Below are 19,730 nucleotides of genomic sequence, written 5' to 3'. Positions count from 1 at the left end.
CCTGTGTTTTCCCGTAGAAGACCAGGTGACATCGGCGCGTCGTGTCCGATCTGTCGGATTGACGCTGACCAGATCAGAAGGGTGAATTGACCATCGACTGTGCGGCCATCTCCATGTAGTCGACGAGCGCCTGGCGGTGGGGCGGGTCGAGGGTGTCGTCGTCGATCGATGCGATGGCGGTGTGCATGCAGCGCAGCCAGGCGTCGCGCTCGATCGGGCCGATGGTGAACGGCTGATGGCGCATGCGCAGTCGGGGGTGGCCTCGTTCCTCGGAGTAGGTTCGCGGGCCTCCCCAGTACTGCTCGAGGAACATGCGGAGTCGACGCTCGGCAGGTCCGAGGTCTTCTTCGGGGTACATCGGCCGGAGGATCTCGTCGGCGGCGACCTCTCGATAGAAGACGCTGGTCAGCTTCTCGAAGGTCTCGTGGCCACCGACCTCGTCGTAGAACGAACGATGGACCTGGGTGTTCGCCGGCTGGCCGCCGGCAGGGATGTTGCCGCTCACCCGACCTATTGTCCCCACCGTGCGCTGTGGTCTCAACATTGCCGCGAGAAGGCGCCCGCGACAGCGCTCCGGACGCGTCTACGACAGACCGTAGGGGTCGGTGCCCGAACGGCTGTGGTGTGGGCTAAATTGATCACACGACCTGTGCGGCGTGAACGTGTCATCGCGCGCTCACCGGCCGTGCGGCAAGAGGGTTTACCGATCGGAAGGGTCTCATGGACAACTGGATCGCCTATATCGGAGTGCCTGTCACGGTCCTGGTGGTTATCTTCGCCCTGGCGTGCGTGGTCTCGATGGCATTCTCGAATGGCGTCAAGTATCCCAAGCAGCAGGAATACACGCTCGACCAGAAGTGGGACCGCGGACCGCTGCTCTTCTCCGCAACGGAGATCGAATCGATTGCGTTGCCGCGTCACGCGGAACCGAATGATGTGGATGGAGGCTCGGCCAGTGCCAAGTGGTGAGATTTCGCAGACGACAGGTTCCGAAGCATCGCATGAGGTCGTCGCGGCCTCCGCGCTGCCCGTCGGCACGGTCATCACGAACAGCGGGCGCGTCTCGTCCACCCGCTTTCCCGGTCAGACCGCGACGACCCCTCCCTTCTCCCGCGACGAACTGATCGCACTCGACGACGCGATCCACGCCGCGACCGAAAAGGCGCTGGTCCGCTTCTCCGTCTACATCGGAGAACTCGGAACCGATCCGGTCGCCGATGCGCGCAACGTGCTGCTCAAGGCAGCTCCCGAGCCCGCATACGGCACACTGCTCGCGGTGTCGCCCAACACGCATGACGTCGTGGTGGTGTCGGGCAGCGAGGTTGCCGACCGCATCAATGATCGCGTCGCCGATCTTGGCGTGACCGCCGCCATCGGCAGCTTCCGTCAGAACGAGCTCATCGACGGACTCGTCTCCGCGCTGCACGTGATGGCGACGGCAGCAGCACCCATCTGAAGCTGCGACACCGAAGAACTTCGGCAGCTGGACAAGAACCAAAGAGAATGGCCCGGGAGCAACTCCCGGGCCATTCTCTTGTGTTGTCGCTGCTGTGTCGGTGCCTACTGTGCGACCAGGTCTCTGGTGACCGGTGCCTTCTCTGTCGACACCTTCTCAGCCGGCGCGGCGGTGGTCGAGTCTTCATTCTTCGCATCGGGTCGTGTGGGGGAGCTTCCCAGATGGTCGTCGACCATGTCGTTCTCGTCGAACGGTGCCCGGCCGGAGAGGACGTCGTCGACCCGATTCTTGTCGATGGTCCCCGTCCACGATCCGACGAGGATTGTCGCGACCGCGTTGCCCGAGAAGTTGGTGACGGCGCGAGCCTCGGACATGAAGCGGTCGATGCCCACGATCAGTCCGACTCCGTTCAGCATGGCCGGCTGGTGGGCCTGCAGGCCGCCGGCCAGAGTTGCCAGCCCGGCGCCGCTGACGCCTGCGGCGCCCTTCGACGCGATGATCATGAAGACCAGCAGGCTGATCTGCGCTCCGATCGACAGCGGTGCACCCATTGCATCTGCGATGAAGATCGACGCCATCGTCAGGTAGATCGCTGTGCCGTCGAGGTTGAACGAGTAGCCGGTCGGAACGACGACGCCGACCGTTGACTTCTCGACGCCGAGGTGTTCCATCTTGGCGATCAGGCGGGGTAGCGCCGACTCGGAGGACGAGGTGGCGAAGATCAGCAGGTACTCGCGGGCCAGGTAGCGGACGAGTCGGAAGATGGACACGCCTGCGACCGACCGCAGGATCACGCCGAGGACGCCGAACACGAACACCAGGCACGTCAGGTAGAAGGCGATCATCAGGATCAACAGCTGCCCGACCGCGGCCCAGCCGGTCTGCCCGACGACGTTGGCGATCGCGCCGAACGCGCCGATCGGGGCGAGCCACAGGATCATGCTGAGGATCTTGAACACGAGCTTCTGGATGTAGGCGACGGCGGCGAGGATCGGCTCCCCGCTCGAACCCATGGCCTGCAGGGCGAAGCCGACGAGAAGCGCGACGAACAGCGCCTGCAAGACGTTGCCCGAGGTGAGCGCAGAGAGGAGCGAATCGGGGATGATCCCCTCGACGAACGCCATCAGTCCGCCGGATTCGTGGGCCTTCTCGGCCAATGCCGAACCCTTGTCCGCGGTCGCCGTGATGTTGAGGCCGTCGCCGGGCTTGATCAGATTTCCGACGACGAGTCCTATCGCGAGTGCGATGGTCGACATCACGAGGAAGTAGACGAAGGCGAGTCCGCCGACCTTGCCGACGGTCGCGGCCTTTCGGACCGAACCGATGCCCAGCACGATGGTGCAGAAGATGACCGGCGCGATCATCATTTTGATGAGGCTGACGAACATGGTGCCGAGTACCCCGAGGTCTTTGCCGACACCGGGAGCGATGAGGCCGACCGCCACACCTCCGACAACGGCAATGATGACCGCCACGTACAGCCAATGCGTCTTGTCACGCTTCTTGGGCGGCGTTGTCGCGATCTCGTCGGTCGCCAACGCGCCGTCTGGGTGTCGTCGTCTCAGATTCATCGTGCTGTCCTTCCTGTGATGCAGGTCGACGTCTTCGAAGCGCACCCGCTGTGGAAGATTGTTGGTCAGAACCGTGATGTGGGTCACCATTGAGTTCATTTCGTTCAGGCGATCACCGTGGTGAACTCGATGGCGATTGACGTAGGGGGCGGTCGCCATAGGGGCGGTCGCGGAAGGGATGGTGCGGACATGCTGCGGTGGCGTCCCCGGACACTCGCCGGTCAGGCTGTGGCGTTGCAGCTGGCCGTCGTCGTGGTGATCGTGGTGGCTGCGGCGGCACTCGCCCTGCTCGATGCCCGGCTCGACGGAGTGCGTGCCGCGCGTGAGCAGGTCACCTCCGTAGCGGTGAGCATCGCTGATGCCCCTTCGACGGCCCGCGCGCTGGCTTCTCCCGACCCGACCGCGAGCCTGCAGCCGGTCACCGAGGAGATCCGTTAGGTCACCGGCCTCTCGTTCATCACCATCATGAACACCAACGGTGTGCGCTACACCCATACAAGGCCTGCGCTCATCGGGCAGCGGTATCTGGGTTCGACCAGCCAGGCGCTGCGGGGCGAGGTCTACACCGAGACCTACACCGGGACGCTGGGGCCGTCGATTCGTTCGATCGCGCCTGTGCGCAACGACCAGGGCGTGATCGTCGGGATGGTTGCCGTCGGGATCACGCAGTCCACGCTCACCGACGAGTGGCTGGACCAACTGCCGTTGATCGCGTCGATCGGGCTGGTGGCCATCGTCGCCGCTCTCGGCGGACTCTGGCTCATCCGACGGCGGCTGTTGCGGCTCACCGGTGGTCTGGCCCCGGGAGAACTACGCGTCATGTACGACCATCACGACGCGGTGCTCCATTCGGTCAAGGAGGGGCTTGTGGTGATCGACGACGGCGAGATCGCGCTGTGCAATGACGAGGCACGTCGGTTGTTGGCCGGCGAGAGTGGCGGCGACGTCGGTGAACTCGACGACATGCCCGAATTCCTGCTCGGCACAGAACCTCTCACCGACGTGCTGTATGTCGATCAGGGCCGGGTGCTGGTGGTCAATCGAGCTCCGGTGTCGACGCGGCCCGGATCGACCGTCGTCACGATCCGAGATCGAACCGAATTATCGGCTGCCATAGGCGAATTGGATTCGCTCTCGCGTTTCGCCGAGGCACTCGGTCGCAGGCGCATGAGTCGGCCAATCGGCTGCACACCATGGTCGCGCTCATCGAAACCGGCCACGCGGAACGCGCCGCCGACCTGGCGACCGCGGATCTTGCTCTGTCGCAACGGTTGGTCGATCGCGTCTCGGACACGATCAGCGATCCCACCCTCAGCGCGCTGCTGCTCGGGAAGTCGGCACAGGCAGCAGAACGAGGAATCTCCATGACGTTGACGGAGGAGTCGGCTCTCGACTCGGTCGATGCCTCCCCGCTGACCACCGACGAGATGATCACCATCGTCGGAAACCTGATCGACAATGCGTTGGATGCCTGCGATCCACATGACCCGTGGGTGGAGGTCACCGTGGCCTCGACCGACGGATCACTACAGATCGTCGTTGCCGACAGCGGTCCGGGGATGACCGACGACGAGTTCCAAAGGGCTTGCAGTAGAGGATATTCGACGAAACCCGGCGGCGATGCACAGGGCAGAGGGCTTGGCCTTGCCCTGGTGAGCTACATCGTCAACCGACATCGCGGCACCGTGCGATCCGAGCACACGTACGGTTCGGTAGTCACTGTCGAGATCCCGAGCGGAGAATAGTCGTGGTGATACGCGTGATGATCGTCGACGACGAGCCGCTGCTCGTACAAGCGCATCGCGACTACCTCGCCCGGATCGGCGGATTCGAAGTGGTCGCGACGGCGGGCACCGCGCAGGACGCGCACCGTGCGGCGGCCGCGGCCGTGGCGGCGGGTGCGCCTGTCGAACTCGTGCTGCTCGATCTCGGACTGCCCGACGCGAGCGGAATCGACCTCGCGTCAGCGCTGTCCGGGCTGCGGCCCGATCCCGACATCATCGCCATCACGGCGGCACGCGACCTGCCCACAGTCCGACGAGCAGTGGCGCACGGCGCGCTGCTCTATCTGCTCAAACCGTTCTCGTACGCGGCTTTCGCCGAGAAGATCGAGCACTACCTGCGCTACCGCGACACTGTCGCGGGCGACGGCGACGCGGTCAGCCAGCGAGACGTTGACCGTGCGCTTGCCGCGTTGCGCACCGCCGATCCTCGGCGCGGCGCACCCAAGGGCATGGCGCCCGACACCACCGACGCTGTCGGCAGGGCGGTCCGCGATGCGCCCGACGGCCTGACCGCATCGGAAGTCGCTGCGCAAGTGGGCAGTTCGCGAGTCACCGCGTGGCGGTATCTGGAGCGGCTCGCCGACGCCGGCACGGTGCGCAGGGTCACCGAGTACGGCGGGGCGGGCCGCCCCCAGATTCGCTACACCTGGACGAGGTGATCGGTCACTCGGTATGAACTGTCACTCGGCGTCGAAACCTCGTGCGCGAAGCGAGCGCTCGACACCGGCGCGACCCTCGATGATCAGCCGCTTGAGTGCGGCCGGGTGATCGTTGGCGAGGAACTCGTCGGCCTTCGCCAGCGCCTCGGGTGTGATCTCCCACGACGGATACAGGCCGTTCACGACGGTCTGCGCCACCTCGCTCGATCGACGGCTCCACACCTCCGGAACCGCGGCGAAGTACTTGTCGACGTACTGCGACAACAACTCCGCCTGACCCGGACGATCGAAACCTGCCACGACCGCTCGCGTGTAGATGTTCGAGAGCGTGTCGTCGTCGATCGCCTGCGACCACGCGTCGGCCTTCGCCTCGGCAAGCGGACGCGCGGCACGCGCGGTGGCGGCCTGCCGGGTACCCGCAGAGGTGTTGTCGCGCTTGGCCTCGGCGTCGATGACGGGTGTATTCGAGGGGTCGCTGTCGATGGCTCCCGCGGTCGCCAGCGCGAGCACCAGCTTCCACCGCAGGTCGGTGTCGATCGTCAGGCCCGCCAGACCGTGGTCGGCGGGGTCGTCGCCGTCGAGGAGTGCCCGCACCACGGCGATCTGCTCGTCGAACAGTCGTCCCGCGAGTAGGGTGTTGATGAATGCGAGCTGATGGTCGGAACCCGACTCTGCCGCCCGGGCGAGTTCGAGGAGTCGGGAGCTGAAACCCGGCCAGCCGACGGTCGTGGCCCATCCCGGGTCGGCGTACGACTCGATCGCGGTGGTCGCCTGCAGCAGAACACGCTGCACCACACCGATTTCGGTCTCGGCGGCGATGCCGTGCTCGACGAGGGCGACGAAATCGCGCGCCTTCATCTCGGCCTGGCGGGTCATCTCCCAGGCGGCCGACCACACCAGCGTGCGTGGCATCGAGTCGGTGATGTCGCCGATGCGTGCGGTGGCGGTCTCGAGCGATTCGGGGTCGAGGCGCACCGACGCGTACGTGAGGTCGTCGTCGTTGAGCAGGATCAGTTTTCCGCGCGGGACGCCGACGAGATCGGCGACCTCGGTGACCGAGCCCTCGACGTCGAGTTCGACGCTCTGGACGCGTTCGAGAGCTCCGGATGCGTTGTCGTCGTAGATGCCGACGCGCATACGGTGCACGCGTGTCTCGCCCGCGCCGGGAGCTGCGCCGTCCTGAATGATGGCGAAGCGGGTGAACGCGCCCGAGTCGTCGACCTCGAAGTCGGGGCGGATGACGTTGATGCCGGTGGTCTTGAGCCACTGGCTACCCCAGTCGGAGAGATCGCGACCCGACGACTTCTCCAGCGCGGCAAGCAGATCCGAGAACGTCGCATTGCCGAACTTGTGCGCGGTGAAGTAGTCGCGCAGACCCGCGAGGAAGTCGTCGACTCCCACATAGGCGACCAACTGCTTGAGCACGGATGCGCCCTTGGCATAGGTGATGCCGTCGAAGTTGACCTCGACGGCGGCGATGTCGGGGATGTCGGCGGCAACGGGATGCGTCGAGGGCAACTGATCCTGGCGATAGGCCCACGACTTCTCGACGTTGGCGAACGTCGTCCACGCGCTGGTGTACTCGGTTGCCTCCGACTGGCACAGCACAGATGCGAACGTGGCGAAGGATTCATTGAGCCACAGATCATCCCACCACTTCATGGTGACCAGGTCGCCGAACCACATGTGTGCCATCTCGTGCAGGACGGTCTCGGCGCGCCGCTCGTAGTTGTAGTTGGTCACGCGCGACCGGAAGACGTAATCCTCGAGGAACGTGACTGCGCCCGCGTTCTCCATTGCGCCTGCGTTGAACTCGGGCACGAAGAGCTGGTCGTACTTGCCGAAGGCGTAGGGGATGCCGAAGTTCTTGTGGTAGAAGGAGAATCCCTGCTTGGTCTCGGTGAAGAGACGCTCCTCGTCCATGAACTCCGCGAGGGAGGCCCTGCAGTAGATCCCCAGCGGGATCGAACCGTGGTCGTCGGTGTAGGTGTCTGTCCACTCCGCGTACGGCCCCGCGATCAACGCGACGAGGTAGGTGCTCATGACCGGTGTTTCGGCGAAGCGGTGCACTCCGCCGTCGATCGACTCGGTCAGCGCGTTCGAGATGACCTTCCAGTCCTCGGGCGCGGTCACGGTGATCGTGTAGGTCGCCTTGAGGTCGGGCTGGTCGAAGCAGGCGAACATCCGCTTGGCGTCGGCGGTCTCGAACTGCGAGTAGAGATAGACGGAATCGTCTGTGGGATCGACGAAACGGTGCAGCCCCTCACCGGTGTGGGAGTAGGCGCAGTCGGCGACGACGACGAGCTCGTTGTCTGCGGCGAGATCGGGGAGCGTGAGTCCCACCGATTCGTCGAAGCCGCTGACGTCGAGTTCTTTTCCGTTGAGCGTGGCCGAGATGAGCGTCGGCGCGACGAGGTCGATGAAGGTCTGCGAGCCGGGTGTCGCGGTGAAGGTGACGGTGCTCGTCGAGCGGAAAGTCTTCTCTCCGGGCTTGCCGCTGCCGTCGGTGAGGTCGAGTTCTACGTCGTAGTGGGATACGTCGATGGTGGTGGCACGTTCTCGCGCCTGGTCTCGGGTCAGATTCGGGGCAGTCACAATCGCCAGCTTAGCCGCGTAACGTCGGCGTGGAATCGTTGCGGATGGTCGTTGGTTGAAAGTGCTGCTGGTGCAAAGACCTGATGGTTCTTCAACGAGCTGTTGGGTGTGAACGACCGATACGCGTTGGCCATGTCGAAGGGAATGTGTGCAGATGTCGCAAAAGGATCGTATTGATTTCTGGTTCGACCCGCTGTGTCCGTGGTGCTGGATCACCTCGCGGTGGATTCTCGAGGTGGAGAAGGTGCGCGACGTCGACGTGAACTTCCACCTGATGAGTCTCGCCGTCCTCAACGAGGGCCGCGACATCCCCGACGACTACCGCGAAGCGCTCAAGAACGCCTGGCGCCCCGTGCGCGTGATAGCTGCGGCAGTTGCGGCGAAGGGCGACGACGTCCTGGCGCCGATCTACACGGCCATGGGCACCCGAATCCACAACCAGGGCAACAAGGATTTCGACGTCGTGATCGCCGAGACGCTCGATGAACTGGGCCTCGATCCCAAGCTCGCGAAGGCGGCGGACTCCACCGAGTACGACGACTGGATTCGCACCAGCCACCACGAGGGCATGGACAAGGTCGGCGACGACGTCGGGACGCCGACCATCCACGTCAACGGGGTCGCGTTCTTCGGCCCTGTTCTGTCCCGGATTCCGCGCGGTGAGACCGCGGGCACCGTCTGGGATGGCGCCGTCGCACTCGCGTCGTATCCGCACTTCTTCGAGCTCAAGCGCAGCCGCGACGAGGATCCGCAGTTCGACTGACCTAGAACTTGGGTGGAGCCTCGAGTCCGTTCGGCAGCGACCCCGCAGCCACGGCGGCGGGGTGCGGCGGTGGCGTGACGGGGACCGCGTTGCCGCTTCCGACGCCTCGCACGATGGTCTTCGGGCGGAACAGGATCGCGCCCGCGCGCGTGCGATCACGCAGCGCTGCCGCGCGCCACGTGAGAACAGGGTGCGACGCAAGCAGATTTACGAGGAAGATGAAGAAACCCTTCTCGTGTGTTGCCCTGTCGGCCAATTGGTCGAAGTCGACGGCGCGCAGCATGTACTTGCCCGCCGAGAGCACGCCCATTGCCCGCGGTGCACCGTCGGGCTGCGTGTAGTAGCCGAAGTTGTCGGCCGAGTACTCCTGGGCCCTCGACAGCAGCGAGCCGAGTATGGGGATCTGCATGCCGATGCTCGTCGCGAGTTGTCGCCAGTACGACGTGTGCCCCGCGGCGATATGACCGACCTCGTGGCCGATGATGAATCGCAGCGCCTCGGGATCTCGAGCCCTGCCGCCGATCTCGAAGAGATCGGAGTAGACGACGACGTAGCGTCGAAAACCGTGGCCCGACGCGAACGCGTTGATCTGCCCGTTGCCGAGTACGACGTAGGCGTCGGGCACGTACTCGAGTCCGTAGCGGGCCGCCGCTTCGACGACCATCCGGTATCCCTCGACGAACTGCGTCGGCGTCATCTGAACGCCATTGGCGCGGGGAGTGGCATACGTGATGCCTCGAATGAGGAACAGCAGCAATGGCAGCGCGAGTGCCAGCAGCGCGAACTGATTGAACACACCGAACATCACCAGCACCACGACGGTCACGTAGCCGATCAGCGACAGCAGGATCAGCACGACGAGCGTCGGGATCTCCCACGGATGCAGTCGCGGCTTTGCCGCGTACTTCGCAGGCGTCAGCCACCGTCGGTTGGGGTCATAGTGGGATGTCGTCGGCGCCGGATCAGCAAGTCCTGGCACATTCGGAATAGGCGATGAGTCGTCCACGGCCTTCAATCTATAGTGGTCGCTATGCGCGTATACGTCGGTGGCGACCATGCCGGATTCGAACTCAAGGCCAAGATCTCTGAACACCTCAAGGCAAACGGGCACGAAGTGATCGATTCCGGCGCTCATGTGTACGACGCGCAGGACGACTACCCCGCATTCTGCATCGCCACCGCCCAGAAGACCGTCGACGATCCGGGCAGCCTCGGCATCGTGCTCGGAGGCAGCGGCAATGGCGAGCAGATCGCCGCGAACAAGGTCAAGGGTGCGCGGTGTGCGCTCGCCTGGAACGTCGAGATCGCCCAACTCGCCCGCCAGCACAACAACGCCCAGCTCATCGGTATCGGTGGCCGCATGCACACCACCGAGGAGGCGTTGGCGATCGTCGACGCCTTCGTCGACACCCCGTTCTCCGAGGAGCCGCGTCATCGGCGTCGAATCGACATCCTCAGCGAATACGAGGAGACCGGCGTCGCGCCGGCGCTGCCCGAGTCCTGATCGTCGAGAACCCTCGCTGACACCGATGACCGGTCGGAGTGATGACCGGCATACGGCGTTGACAGTTAGCGGAGGGCGCCGTGCCTGAAGGCCATACCCTTCACCGCATCGCGCGGCGTCAACGAAAACTGTTCGACGGTCAGCGCGTCGCGGTCAGTTCGCCACAGGGTCGGTTCGCCGAGGGAGCCGGTGTCGTCGACGGAATGGTCTTCGCCGACGCTCAAGCGTGGGGCAAGCACCTCGTGCAGCGCTACCGCGATGGTCGACGTGACCAACTACTGCACGTCCACCTCGGGCTCTACGGCGCGTTCACCGAGTTGCCTGTCCCGATGGGTGAGCCGGTCGGGCAGGTGCGGATGCGGCTCGTCGGAGAGTCGACCGGCGTCGACCTCCGTGGCCCCACCGCGTGCGAGCTGTACACGCCCGCAGACCTCGACGCACTAGTCGCGCGGCTCGGCCCCGACCCGCTACGGTCCGACGCCGACCCGTCGCGGGCGTTCGCGGCCATCGCGCGGTCGCGTCGACCGATCGGCGCGCTCCTGATGGATCAAAAGGTCATTGCGGGAGTGGGCAACGTGTATCGCGCAGAAGTGTTGTTCCGCAACGGAATCGACCCGATGAGGCCGGGTACGTCGATCACCGCGGATGAGTTCGATGCCCTCTGGAGCGACTTGGTGGCGCTGATGAAGGTCGGGGTCCGCCGCGGGCGAATCCACGTGATACGTCCCGAGGACGATCACGGCGCCCCGTCGTACGCCACCAACCGCCCGCGCACCTACGTGTACCGGCGCGCGGGAGAGAAGTGCAGGATCTGCGGAACGCCGATCGCGCACAGCGAACTGGGAGGTCGAAACCTGTTCTGGTGTCCGGTCTGCCAGTCGTGACCGGCTGGTCGGCAGTGACTCGAGGCACAACGGATGTCGGGCAGAAGAGCCGGAGGACAAGACAGAACCCGCAGTCAGTGACTACGGGCTCAGGATGTGTGACTCAGTGAGTGCGCTGCTCGGCGCGCTGCGCCATGATCAACAGTTCGTCGCGCTGCGAATCGGCGGCTACCCGGTTGATCCGGTCGTAGAGCCTGCGACGGTCAGAGGAATTGTGGAGCTGTGCACGGAATCGTGCGAAAGACATCGGAATTGCTGCTTTCTTCGTATCGGGCGTCTTGTTCGGTGGTGCAGTCGGTTGTTCGACCGTCGAGATGGTCGCTTCACGGACTGCCCTATCCAGTGTTCGCGTTAATTCTGTGTAAATCAACCTGATCTGACGTGATCTGCACGACTCTGACCTGCGGTCTCACAGAGAAAGTTCAGTGTCGTTGGGCGCTGTTCTCATCGGCGACGCCGACGATGGAACACATGGAGTGCACAGATCCCACGCAGGCGGCAGACGCACGTGATCTGACCGGGTATGACGCAGCGGCCCCGGCGTCCACGGGCGATCGCATCACGGTCCTCGCGGTCGGGGGAACCGGTGAGTCGTACCAAGGGGATTCGCGAACAGCGGTTACCGGGATGCTCGCCGCCGTCACCGATGATCTCGACGCCCGTTTCATGCCCCGGTGGGTGGGCTACCCGGCAAGCTACGGGCCTGCGAACGGTCGAGACGGCATGAGTTACGCAGACAGTGTGGCCGAGGGTGTCCTGGCGCTGCGTCACCAGCTGGAGCAGACCAGCGGAGTCGTGATGATCGTCGGCTATTCGCAGGGCGCCGTCGTCGTCCGACGCTGTGTGCACGAACTGCAACTCGACGGTGATCCGGCACTGAATCGTGTTCTGGGGCTTGGTTTCGTCGCCGATCCGCACCAACCGCCCGGCGTGGTCACCGGTTGTTCCGGATGGGGCGTCGCGGGGGAGGGGCCGCGGTTGCCGGATCAGATTCCCGCGTGGTGGGTCGGCGCACCTACCGACATGATCTGCAACGCAGAACCCGATTCGCTGATCCGCGACATCGCCGATCTGACGCCAACGCTCGAGTTCCATCGACCGGTCCGATGGATTCTCGACATGCTCGCGATCCTGCGGGACAACGCTTTTCAGAATGCCGCGCGTACGTCACTTCGACCTACCCAGTGGAGCCGGGACGTTCGCCGCGTTCGGGCCGCATGGCACGCGGTGCGTCGATACCTCCCAGCTCTCATCGTGTGGCACAGCCTTGTGATCACCAACCGCGACGGTGGCAGGCACACCGCGTACAGCCGGGAGCCGTATCGGCGCCTCGTCACAGATCCGGAGACGACGGGCTGCCAGGAGTTGGCCCGGTGGTTGCAGGTCGGTGCAACCTTTGCCCCGGTCTGCGCCTCGAGTCGTGCGAACCCGGTCGCTGAGCGACACTGATCACAGACCCGCGACGGGTCGTCAGGCGTCAAACGAGCGAAAGACGGACCCCGTGGATCATTTCGACATCGTTGTCATCGGTTCTGGACCGGCCGGGCAGAAAGCGGCCATCGCCGCGGCGAAGCTCGGTAAGCGGGCAGCAATTGTGGAGCGGCGCAACATGGTTGGCGGCGTCTGCATCAACACCGGCACGATTCCATCAAAGACGCTTCGCGAGGCGGTCCTGTATTTGACCGGCCTCAACCAACGCGAAATGTACGGCGAATCGTATCGATTGAAATCGGATATAACGGTCACGGATCTTTCGGCGCGCACCATGCACGTTGTTGGGAAAGAAATCGATGTCATTCAGAGCCAGCTCGCTCGCAATGGTGTGACCATGCTGCTCGGCAGTGCGTACTTCACGAGTCCTCACGAAATAGCGGTCGAGGACGCCACCGGCGATCTCAAACACGTGAGCGCCGACAAGTTCGTCATCGCCGTCGGTACGCGGCCCGCGCGCCCTCCCTCGGTGGACTTCGACGGCACCACCGTGGTCGACTCCGACCAGATCCTGGCACTCGATCGGGTTCCGCGATCGATGGTCGTCGTCGGAGCGGGTGTCATCGGCATCGAGTACGCGTCGATGTTCGCGGCCCTGGGCACCAAGGTCACCGTGATCGAGCAACGGCCCACGATGCTCGACTTCTGCGACCGCGAGATCGTCGAAGCGCTGCAGTACCAACTGCGCGAGCGGGGCGTGACATTTCGATTCGGTGAGCAGGTACAAACCGTCGAGACCCATCCGTCGGGGACGCTGACGATTCTCGCGTCCGGCAAGAAGATTCCCGCCGACACCGTGCTCTACTCCGCCGGGCGCCAAGGTGTCTCCGACGAGTTGCGGGTCGAGGCGGCGGGCCTGACCGCGGACAAACGCGGCAGGCTCACCGTCGACTCCGACTTCCGTACCGAGGTCGACCACATCTACGCCGTCGGCGACATCATCGGGTTCCCGGCCCTGGCCGCGACGTCGATGGAGCAGGGGAGGCGCGCGACGTATCACGCTTTCGACGAGCCCGTCGGTGCCACGGACGACAACCTGCAGCCCATTGGCATCTACGCCATCCCGGAGATCAGCTACGTCGGTCAGACCGAGGATCAACTGACCGCTGCGAATGTGCCGTTCGAGGTCGGCGTCGCGCGGTATCGCGAACTCGCCCGAGGCGCCATCATGGGCGACTCCTACGGGCTCCTCAAGTTGCTCGTGCACGCCGAGGAACGGACGCTTCTCGGCGTGCACGCGTTCGGTAGCAATGCGGCCGAACTCGTCCACATCGGCCAGACGGTGATGGGCCTCGGCGGAAAGATCGACTACCTCGTCGACGCCGTCTTCAACTATCCGACCCTGGCCGAGGGTTACAAGGTGGCCGCGCTCGACGCGTCGAACAAGATGCGGGCCATTGCGCAGGTGCGAGCCGAGGGTAATCGGATGGACCTCGACGTCGGGACGGTCGACGCGGGAACCCTCGTCTGAACTCCAGACGACACGAAACAGGCTCGAGACCAGACGAGAGAGGCTCCCGGTCGTGGACCGGGAGCCTCTCTCGTGTCTTGAGTAAGTCAGATGGGCAGATCAGTTGCCGTCGTACTGGCCACCGACAGTGCCGCGGACCACGATCGGGGTGCCCTGCGGGATGGTGTCGTAGACCCACTTGCCGTTCTCGGTGCTGATGTTGATGCAACCGTGGCTGACGTTGCTGTTGCCCTGCTGTGCGACCGACCAGGGTGCGGCGTGGATGAAGATGCCGTCGCCCGACATGCGGGTCGCCCAGTCGACGTCGGTGCGGTAGCCCTCGGGTGAGTCGACCGGAACGCCGTAGGTCGAGGAGTCCATCACGATGTGCTGGTACTTCTCACGGGTGTGGTAGACGCCGTTCGGAGTCGGATGCGCGTTGGATCCCATGGAGATCGGCATCTTCTTGACGAACTTGCCGTCCTTCCACCAGTAGATGGTGTGATCGCCGTCGGTTGCCAGCGCGATCCACCCGGTCGAGGTCTTGACGTTGGGAATCGCGGGAACGCCGGGGGTCTCCTGCGTGGTGGTAGGAGGAGGCGTGGTGGTCTTGGGAGCCGGCGCAGGAGTTGTCTGCTTGGGCGGAGTCGGCAGTCCCGGGATGTTGTCGGGGACCTCGACAGGCGGCAGCCCCGGCACGACGGTGACTGGCGTGGCCTGGGCGATGCCCGGCGCGGCAAGTGCAACGGCGAAGACGCCGATGACAGCTGCGATGAGCCCACGGACGACGCTCTTACGGCGACGATGGGACGACGTTGTGTTCAGCACGGGAGTTCGCAAACCTTCGCTCTCGGGACAGTACGGGCGCACCCCCCCGAGGCGCCGCGACCATCGTTACACAACCGTTGTCTTCCCTTCAAAGGCAAACGCGTACGACGCCCCATTGTGGTGTCACATCGGTGCTTCGCGAACGTAAAAGGGGAGGTCGGCGGATAGACCATCGTCTTTTGTGACACCGGTCACATTTCATCCGGATCGGCAACCCGAAGGTCTCGAAGAGGCTGCGGCGCCGGGCATTACGCCGGCTGGCTCTGGTTATCCGGGTGTTCGGTCTTGAGGTGAAGCGCAGGTTGTGAGCATCCCTCGTTGCGGCAGACGAGCATGGCGTCGACGCGTGGAGTGCCGCTCTCCGACGTCGTCACGTCGCGGCGGACGAACAGCGGTGCGCCGCAGGTAGAGCACCTGCGCGGAGTCTTGGAGTAGCTGGAGGACATAGAGCAAGGTTACACCCGAATGTGGCGTGGATCACATTCGCTGTGTGGACGAGTGTGTCGGTGCTGGGTTGTCGATGCTCGACGGGAGTTGCGAACCCGAACGTTGATGGAAAAGAAGATGGAAAAGAAAAGGTCAGAGGGAAAAGCCCTCTGACCTCATCGGAGCGGGTGACGGGAATCGAACCCGCGTAGCTAGTTTGGAAGACTAGGGCTCTACCATTGAGCTACACCCGCGTGCTGTCGCCGAGCGGCAGCGCATGTGACTGTACCCAATGAGTGGTTCGGAATCGAAATCGCCTGGACGACCGGGTGTCACGTAAGGGTTCCCAGGGGCCGAGTGGCTCCGAATTCACATGTCCGCGGCTCGGCACACATACGTCGTCGAGGACCGGATTCGGTTACTCAACAGGGGCCACGTACTATCTTCTGTTGGCCCTGCTCGTCAGGGAACCGATGGCTCTCAACACGGGTCATCGGGGCCGCGGTGAGGTGTACCGAGGCCACCGGGATGTGGCGCAGCTTGGTAGCGCATCCGCTTTGGGAGCGGAGGGTCGCAGGTTCGAATCCTGTCATCCCGACAGATCAGGACGTACGCACGTACACATAAGGAGCATTGAGGCGTGAAGAGCACCGTCGAGCAACTCAGCCCGACCCGAGTGAAGCTCAATGTCGAAGTACCGTTCGAGGAACTCTCGGGCGACTTCGACCGGGCATACCGCTCGCTGGCACAGCAGATCCGTATCCCGGGCTTCCGTCCGGGCAAGGCGCCGGCGAAGTTGATCGAGGCTCGGGTCGGTCGCGACTCGATCCTCGCGCAGGTCGTCAACGACGCCCTTCCGGGCAAGTACTCAGAAGCGGTTGCCGAGACCGAGACCAAGGCGATCGGCCAGCCCGAGATCGACCTGTCCGAGCTCAAGTACGGCGAGAGCATCAGCTTCACCGCTGAGGTCGACGTCCGGCCGGAGATCGAGCTTCCCGACTATTCGACGCTTGCGGTCGAGGTCGACGCCGTCGCCGACGACGAGGACGCGGTGAACGAGCAGCTCGAGGGGCTGCGCGGCCGATTCGGCACGCTCAAGGGCGTCGAGCGCGCCGTCGAGAACGGCGACCACGTCTCGATCGACCTGTCGGCGACCGTCGACGGCGAGAACGTCGAGGACGCGTCGACCGAAGGGCTGTCGCACGAGGTCGGCTCGGGTCAGTTGATCGACGGACTCGACGAGGCTCTCGTCGGTCTGAAGGCCGGCGAGTCGACGACCTTCACCACGAAGCTCGTTGCCGGCGAGCATGCCGGAGCCGACGCCGAGATCACCGTTACGGTGAACTCGGTCAAGGAGCGCGAGCTGCCCGAACTCGACGACGAGTTCGCCCAGATGGCGTCCGAGTTCGACACCGTTGACGAGCTGCGCGAGTCGATCGTCGAGCGCGTCGAGCAGTCGAAGCGATTCGATCAGGCCAATGCTGTTCGCGACGCCGTACTCGACAAGCTCCTCGACACCGTCGAGATCCCGTTGCCGGAGAACGTCGTGCAGGCCGAGGTCGACGGACAGCTCGAGCAGGTGCTGCACAGCATCGGCCACGACGACGCGGTCTTCGAGCAGTTGCTCGAGGCGCAGGGCACCACGCGTGAGGAGTTCGAGAACAACGCTCGAGAGTCGGCCGAGAAGTCGGTCCGCACGCAGTTGCTTCTCGACGCCATCGCCGAGCAGCAGGAGACCGAGGTCAGCCAGGACGAGCTGACCCAGCAGATCCTTTTCCAGGCGCAGCGTTACGGGATGGCTCCGCAGGAGTTCATCCAGCAGCTCACCCAGGCCAATCAGGTCGGCGCGGTGTACGCCGACGTTCGCCGCGGCAAGGCGCTCGCAGGCATCGTCGACGAGGTCACCGTGACCGACTCCGACGGCAACACCGTCGACACCACGGAGTTCTTCGGTGGTGGCGCCGACGACGCCGAAGCCGATGCGGACGATTCGACCACTGACGAGTCGGGCACGGACAAGAAAGACTCCGACGCCTGACTTTTAGACGCAGGACGTGACAGCCGGATACTGGGCCATGCCCGGGTCCGGCTGTTCTGCTCTCAGCGAATAGGGGCGTCAAGGGCGGTGTCGGGCCCCTTCGATTGACTACTGTCGGTGAGGACGATCCCGAGTAAGCGAGATCGACAGGGCATGCCGTCGACAGGTCGCGCCCGGTCATCATCAACTCGAGATCAACAAGCACACGGGCCCCGGGTCAGCCGGGGCGCGGACGAGACAGACCACAAACGACAGACAAGGTGGGAACCGTGAGCAAGCCGACCATTTACACACCCTCGATGAGTTCAGGGGTCGCTGGGCTGAACCTGAGCGACTCGGTGTTCGAGCGGCTGCTGCGAGAGCGAATCATCTTCCTGGGCACCCAGGTTGACGACGACATCGCCAACCGGCTGTGCGCGCAGATCCTGTTGCTCGCCGCCGAGGACCCCACGCGAGACATCCACATGTACATCAACTCGCCCGGCGGCTCGGTGACCGCGGGTATGGCGATCTTCGACACGATGGAACTCGCCGAGTGCGACATCGCCACCTACGCGATGGGCCTCGCGGCGTCGATGGGTCAGTTCCTACTCACCGCAGGCGCCAAGGGCAAGCGCTACGCACTGCCCCACGCACGCATCATGATGCACCAGCCGTCCGCGGGTATCGGTGGTACCGCTGCCGATATCGCGATTCAGGCCGAGCAGTTCGCGACGATCAAGAAACAGATGAACGAGCTGAACGCCGAGCACACCGGTCAGAAGGTGGAGCAGATCGAGGCTGACGCCGATCGCGACAAGTGGTTCACCGCAGAGGCGGCCAGGGACTACGGCCTCGTCGACCACGTGATCTCGCGCGCCAGCCAGGCGTCGTAGATCTTCAGCGATCAACCACAGTCGAGTTCACCCGTCACCTCACACTTCACGGAGCAGACCATGACCAACATGTACGACTCGCTGCCGGCCGACGTCGCCGCAGGGATTCCCGCTTCGGCCCTCGCGCTGAAGAACATCGAAATGCGTTACATCCTCCCGCAGTTCATCGAGCACACCCCCAACGGTCAGCGTCAGTACGACCCATACGCGAAGCTGTTCGAAGAGCGCATCGTGTTCGTCGGAACGCCGATCGACCAGACGGTCGCCAACGACGTCATGGCGCAGTTGCTGGTTCTCGAATCGCAGGACCCCGACCGCGACATCACCATGTACATCAACTCGCCGGGCGGCAGCGTGCCCGACATGCTCGCGATCTACGACACGATGCAGTATGTCCACTGCGACATCGTGACCGTCTGCCTCGGAGAGGCGGCGTCGGCTGCAGCGATCCTGCTCGCGGGCGGTAGCCCCGGAAAGCGTGCGGCGTTGCCGAACGCGACCATTCTGATCCACCAGCCGCGTACGGGTGGAGCGTTCCAGGGTCAGGTGTCGGATCTCGAGATCCAGGCCGCCGAGATCGAGCGCATCCGCAACCGGCTCGACGAGATCCTCGCGGGTCACACCGGCCAGTCCAAGGAGAAGATCCGCAAGGACACCGACCGTGACAACATCCTCACCGCCGACCAGGCGAAGGAATACGGGATCGTGGACGAGGTGTTCGAGTACCGCAAGAAGTCGATGAAGAAGTAGCGACACACCCCTCGGGGTTCCCCGACGACGGTGCGGCACAGGGTGCATGCTTGAGTGCCGCACCGCGGGGGCGGGAGGTTGTCGGGGGTCGGTCGGATTTCGATCGCGACATTTGCTCTTATCGGTCGAAGTTATGTCGACACGCGGGTACCGTCGTGATATCGGACGATCCTGCCAGGCGATGGTCCGCATCCGACTGCCCCGGTACGAGGTCTGCGACGACGGTACGAGTTCAACGCGACACGATCCAGACGACGACGATCCAGACGACGACGATCCAGACGACGACGATCAGACCGACACGATTCAGACCGACACGATCCACACGACGACACGGCAGCACGGCAAGCAAGGGAAGTAGGTACGGCGCGAGATGGCACGAATCGGAGACGGTGGCGATCTGCTGAAGTGCTCGTTCTGTGGAAAGAGCCAGAAGCAGGTCAAGAAGCTCATTGCTGGACCCGGCGTGTACATCTGCGACGAGTGCATCGACCTGTGCAACGAGATCATCGAGGAAGAACTCGCCGAGAACGGCGACGTGAAGCTCGACGAACTGCCCAAGCCGGCAGAGATCCGCGACTTCCTCGAGAATTACGTCATCGGTCAGGACACGGCCAAGCGCACGCTCGCGGTTGCTGTGTACAACCACTACAAGC

At 64.1% G+C, this 19,730-nt stretch carries 20 protein-coding genes, 2 tRNA genes and 1 pseudogene; 15 read left to right on the top strand and 8 right to left on the bottom strand.

What is annotated here, in order from left to right:
* Nucleotides 1-73: 73 nt before the first annotated feature.
* The gene (locus GOSPT_RS17410; protein ID WP_049697035.1) at nucleotides 74-514 is read right to left on the bottom strand and encodes a globin; all 441 of its coding nucleotides are present in this window, start codon (nucleotides 512-514) and stop codon (nucleotides 74-76) included.
* A gap of 206 nt (nucleotides 515-720) precedes the next feature.
* Between GOSPT_RS17410 and ctaJ the strand changes: the two genes are divergently transcribed.
* Together ctaJ and GOSPT_RS17400 are read left to right on the top strand one after the other, a co-directional pair.
* Nucleotides 721-969: an aa3-type cytochrome oxidase subunit CtaJ gene (gene ctaJ, locus GOSPT_RS17405; protein WP_005207760.1), complete on the top strand. Its 249-nt coding sequence runs from the start codon at nucleotides 721-723 to the stop codon at nucleotides 967-969.
* Nucleotides 956-1,456: a DUF5130 family protein gene (locus GOSPT_RS17400; RefSeq protein WP_005207759.1), complete on the top strand. Its 501-nt coding sequence runs from the start codon at nucleotides 956-958 to the stop codon at nucleotides 1,454-1,456. The genes ctaJ and GOSPT_RS17400 overlap by 14 nt, the downstream gene beginning before the upstream one ends.
* Nucleotides 1,457-1,560: 104 nt before the next feature.
* Here the strand turns inward: GOSPT_RS17400 and GOSPT_RS17395 are convergent, their stop codons facing one another.
* Entirely contained in the window at nucleotides 1,561-3,027 is a 1,467-nt protein-coding gene (locus GOSPT_RS17395) for a cation:dicarboxylate symporter family transporter (protein ID WP_039856546.1), read from the bottom strand.
* A gap of 189 nt (nucleotides 3,028-3,216) precedes the next feature.
* Between GOSPT_RS17395 and GOSPT_RS17390 the strand changes: the two are divergent.
* Both GOSPT_RS17390 and GOSPT_RS17385 read left to right on the top strand, forming a co-directional pair.
* Nucleotides 3,217-4,772 (top strand): annotated as a pseudogene (locus tag GOSPT_RS17390) (sensor histidine kinase).
* 5 nt (nucleotides 4,773-4,777) lie between these two features.
* Nucleotides 4,778-5,470 carry a response regulator gene (locus GOSPT_RS17385; protein WP_039856545.1) on the top strand — a complete coding sequence of 231 codons (693 nt, stop codon included), beginning with the start codon at nucleotides 4,778-4,780 and terminating at the stop codon, nucleotides 5,468-5,470.
* 21 nt (nucleotides 5,471-5,491) lie between these two features.
* On the opposite strand, the gene pepN is transcribed toward GOSPT_RS17385, so the two are convergent.
* Nucleotides 5,492-8,065: an aminopeptidase N gene (gene pepN, locus GOSPT_RS17380; protein WP_005207753.1), complete on the bottom strand. Its 2,574-nt coding sequence runs from the start codon at nucleotides 8,063-8,065 to the stop codon at nucleotides 5,492-5,494.
* 154 nt (nucleotides 8,066-8,219) lie between these two features.
* Between pepN and GOSPT_RS17375 the strand changes: the two genes are divergently transcribed.
* A complete protein-coding gene (locus GOSPT_RS17375; RefSeq protein WP_039856530.1) occupies nucleotides 8,220-8,828 on the top strand; it encodes a mycothiol-dependent nitroreductase Rv2466c family protein in 609 nt (202 codons plus the stop codon).
* A 1-nt stretch (nucleotide 8,829) separates the two neighbouring features.
* Here GOSPT_RS17375 and GOSPT_RS17370 read toward each other — a convergent pair whose 3' ends face one another.
* Nucleotides 8,830-9,885, bottom strand: coding sequence for a M48 family metallopeptidase (locus GOSPT_RS17370; RefSeq protein ID WP_005207751.1), 1,056 nt, complete (start codon nucleotides 9,883-9,885; stop codon nucleotides 8,830-8,832).
* On the opposite strand from GOSPT_RS17370, the gene GOSPT_RS17365 reads away from it, so the two are divergent.
* The gene (locus tag GOSPT_RS17365) at nucleotides 9,859-10,332 is read left to right on the top strand and encodes a ribose-5-phosphate isomerase (RefSeq protein WP_005207750.1); all 474 of its coding nucleotides are present in this window, start codon (nucleotides 9,859-9,861) and stop codon (nucleotides 10,330-10,332) included. The two genes, GOSPT_RS17370 and GOSPT_RS17365, sit on opposite strands and share 27 nt — an antisense overlap.
* An 80-nt stretch (nucleotides 10,333-10,412) precedes the next feature.
* Nucleotides 10,413-11,216, top strand: coding sequence for an Fpg/Nei family DNA glycosylase (locus GOSPT_RS17360; RefSeq protein ID WP_005207749.1), 804 nt, complete (start codon nucleotides 10,413-10,415; stop codon nucleotides 11,214-11,216).
* 103 nt (nucleotides 11,217-11,319) lie between these two features.
* On the opposite strand, the gene GOSPT_RS23940 is transcribed toward GOSPT_RS17360, so the two are convergent.
* Nucleotides 11,320-11,463 (bottom strand): hypothetical protein, encoded by a 144-nt coding sequence (locus GOSPT_RS23940; RefSeq protein WP_168431298.1) that lies wholly within the window; start codon nucleotides 11,461-11,463, stop codon nucleotides 11,320-11,322.
* 224 nt (nucleotides 11,464-11,687) lie between these two features.
* On the opposite strand from GOSPT_RS23940, the gene GOSPT_RS17355 reads away from it, so the two are divergent.
* Together GOSPT_RS17355 and sthA are read left to right on the top strand one after the other, a co-directional pair.
* On the top strand, nucleotides 11,688-12,665 hold the full coding sequence (locus GOSPT_RS17355) for a PE-PPE domain-containing protein (RefSeq protein ID WP_005207748.1): 978 nt from the start codon (nucleotides 11,688-11,690) through the stop codon (nucleotides 12,663-12,665).
* A 52-nt stretch (nucleotides 12,666-12,717) separates the two neighbouring features.
* Nucleotides 12,718-14,178, top strand: coding sequence for a Si-specific NAD(P)(+) transhydrogenase (gene sthA, locus GOSPT_RS17350; RefSeq protein ID WP_005207747.1), 1,461 nt, complete (start codon nucleotides 12,718-12,720; stop codon nucleotides 14,176-14,178).
* A 99-nt stretch (nucleotides 14,179-14,277) separates the two neighbouring features.
* Here the strand turns inward: sthA and GOSPT_RS17345 are convergent, their stop codons facing one another.
* The 3 genes from GOSPT_RS17345 to GOSPT_RS17340 form a co-directional block, all read right to left on the bottom strand.
* On the bottom strand, nucleotides 14,278-14,985 hold the full coding sequence (locus GOSPT_RS17345; RefSeq protein ID WP_005207746.1) for a L,D-transpeptidase: 708 nt from the start codon (nucleotides 14,983-14,985) through the stop codon (nucleotides 14,278-14,280).
* Nucleotides 14,986-15,233: 248 nt separating this feature from the next.
* A complete protein-coding gene (locus GOSPT_RS23290; protein WP_082965435.1) occupies nucleotides 15,234-15,431 on the bottom strand; it encodes a hypothetical protein in 198 nt (65 codons plus the stop codon).
* A 163-nt stretch (nucleotides 15,432-15,594) separates the two neighbouring features.
* Nucleotides 15,595-15,665 (bottom strand) — tRNA-Gly (locus GOSPT_RS17340).
* A gap of 270 nt (nucleotides 15,666-15,935) precedes the next feature.
* Between GOSPT_RS17340 and GOSPT_RS17335 the strand changes: the two genes are divergently transcribed.
* The 6 genes from GOSPT_RS17335 to GOSPT_RS17310 all read left to right on the top strand — a co-directional run.
* A tRNA-Pro gene (locus tag GOSPT_RS17335) sits at nucleotides 15,936-16,009 on the top strand.
* Between the two features lie 42 nt (nucleotides 16,010-16,051).
* Entirely contained in the window at nucleotides 16,052-17,449 is a 1,398-nt protein-coding gene (gene tig, locus GOSPT_RS17330) for a trigger factor (protein WP_005207745.1), read from the top strand.
* Between the two features lie 269 nt (nucleotides 17,450-17,718).
* On the top strand, nucleotides 17,719-18,324 hold the full coding sequence (locus GOSPT_RS17325; RefSeq protein WP_005207744.1) for an ATP-dependent Clp protease proteolytic subunit: 606 nt from the start codon (nucleotides 17,719-17,721) through the stop codon (nucleotides 18,322-18,324).
* Nucleotides 18,325-18,384: 60 nt separating this feature from the next.
* The gene (locus GOSPT_RS17320) at nucleotides 18,385-19,074 is read left to right on the top strand and encodes an ATP-dependent Clp protease proteolytic subunit (RefSeq protein ID WP_005207743.1); all 690 of its coding nucleotides are present in this window, start codon (nucleotides 18,385-18,387) and stop codon (nucleotides 19,072-19,074) included.
* A gap of 181 nt (nucleotides 19,075-19,255) precedes the next feature.
* A complete protein-coding gene (locus GOSPT_RS17315; RefSeq protein WP_141630923.1) occupies nucleotides 19,256-19,435 on the top strand; it encodes a hypothetical protein in 180 nt (59 codons plus the stop codon).
* A 12-nt stretch (nucleotides 19,436-19,447) separates the two neighbouring features.
* The coding region (locus GOSPT_RS17310) for a ClpX C4-type zinc finger protein (protein WP_005207741.1) at nucleotides 19,448-19,730 on the top strand (283 nt) is incomplete at its 3' end.

The organism is Gordonia sputi NBRC 100414 (assembly GCF_000248055.1).
In the GTDB taxonomy this organism is placed as follows: Bacteria; Actinomycetota; Actinomycetes; order Mycobacteriales; family Mycobacteriaceae; genus Gordonia; species Gordonia sputi.
This window is presented reverse-complemented; position numbering and strand designations above follow the sequence as displayed.

Excerpts from the sequence above, each read along its gene's own strand:
- ctaJ (WP_005207760.1), top strand. The coding sequence starts at position 721 with ATGGACAACTGGATCGCCTATATCGGAGTGCCTGTCACGGTCCTGGTG.
- GOSPT_RS17395 (WP_039856546.1), bottom strand. The coding sequence starts at position 3,027 with ATGAATCTGAGACGACGACACCCAGACGGCGCGTTGGCGACCGACGAG.
- GOSPT_RS17375 (WP_039856530.1), top strand. The coding sequence starts at position 8,220 with ATGTCGCAAAAGGATCGTATTGATTTCTGGTTCGACCCGCTGTGTCCG.
- GOSPT_RS17365 (WP_005207750.1), top strand. The coding sequence starts at position 9,859 with ATGCGCGTATACGTCGGTGGCGACCATGCCGGATTCGAACTCAAGGCC.
- GOSPT_RS17370 (WP_005207751.1), bottom strand. The coding sequence starts at position 9,885 with ATGGTCGCCACCGACGTATACGCGCATAGCGACCACTATAGATTGAAG.
- GOSPT_RS23940 (WP_168431298.1), bottom strand. The coding sequence starts at position 11,463 with ATGTCTTTCGCACGATTCCGTGCACAGCTCCACAATTCCTCTGACCGT.
- GOSPT_RS17355 (WP_005207748.1), top strand. The coding sequence starts at position 11,688 with ATGGAGTGCACAGATCCCACGCAGGCGGCAGACGCACGTGATCTGACC.
- GOSPT_RS23290 (WP_082965435.1), bottom strand. The coding sequence starts at position 15,431 with ATGTCCTCCAGCTACTCCAAGACTCCGCGCAGGTGCTCTACCTGCGGC.
- GOSPT_RS17320 (WP_005207743.1), top strand. The coding sequence starts at position 18,385 with ATGACCAACATGTACGACTCGCTGCCGGCCGACGTCGCCGCAGGGATT.
- GOSPT_RS17315 (WP_141630923.1), top strand. The coding sequence starts at position 19,256 with ATGGTCCGCATCCGACTGCCCCGGTACGAGGTCTGCGACGACGGTACG.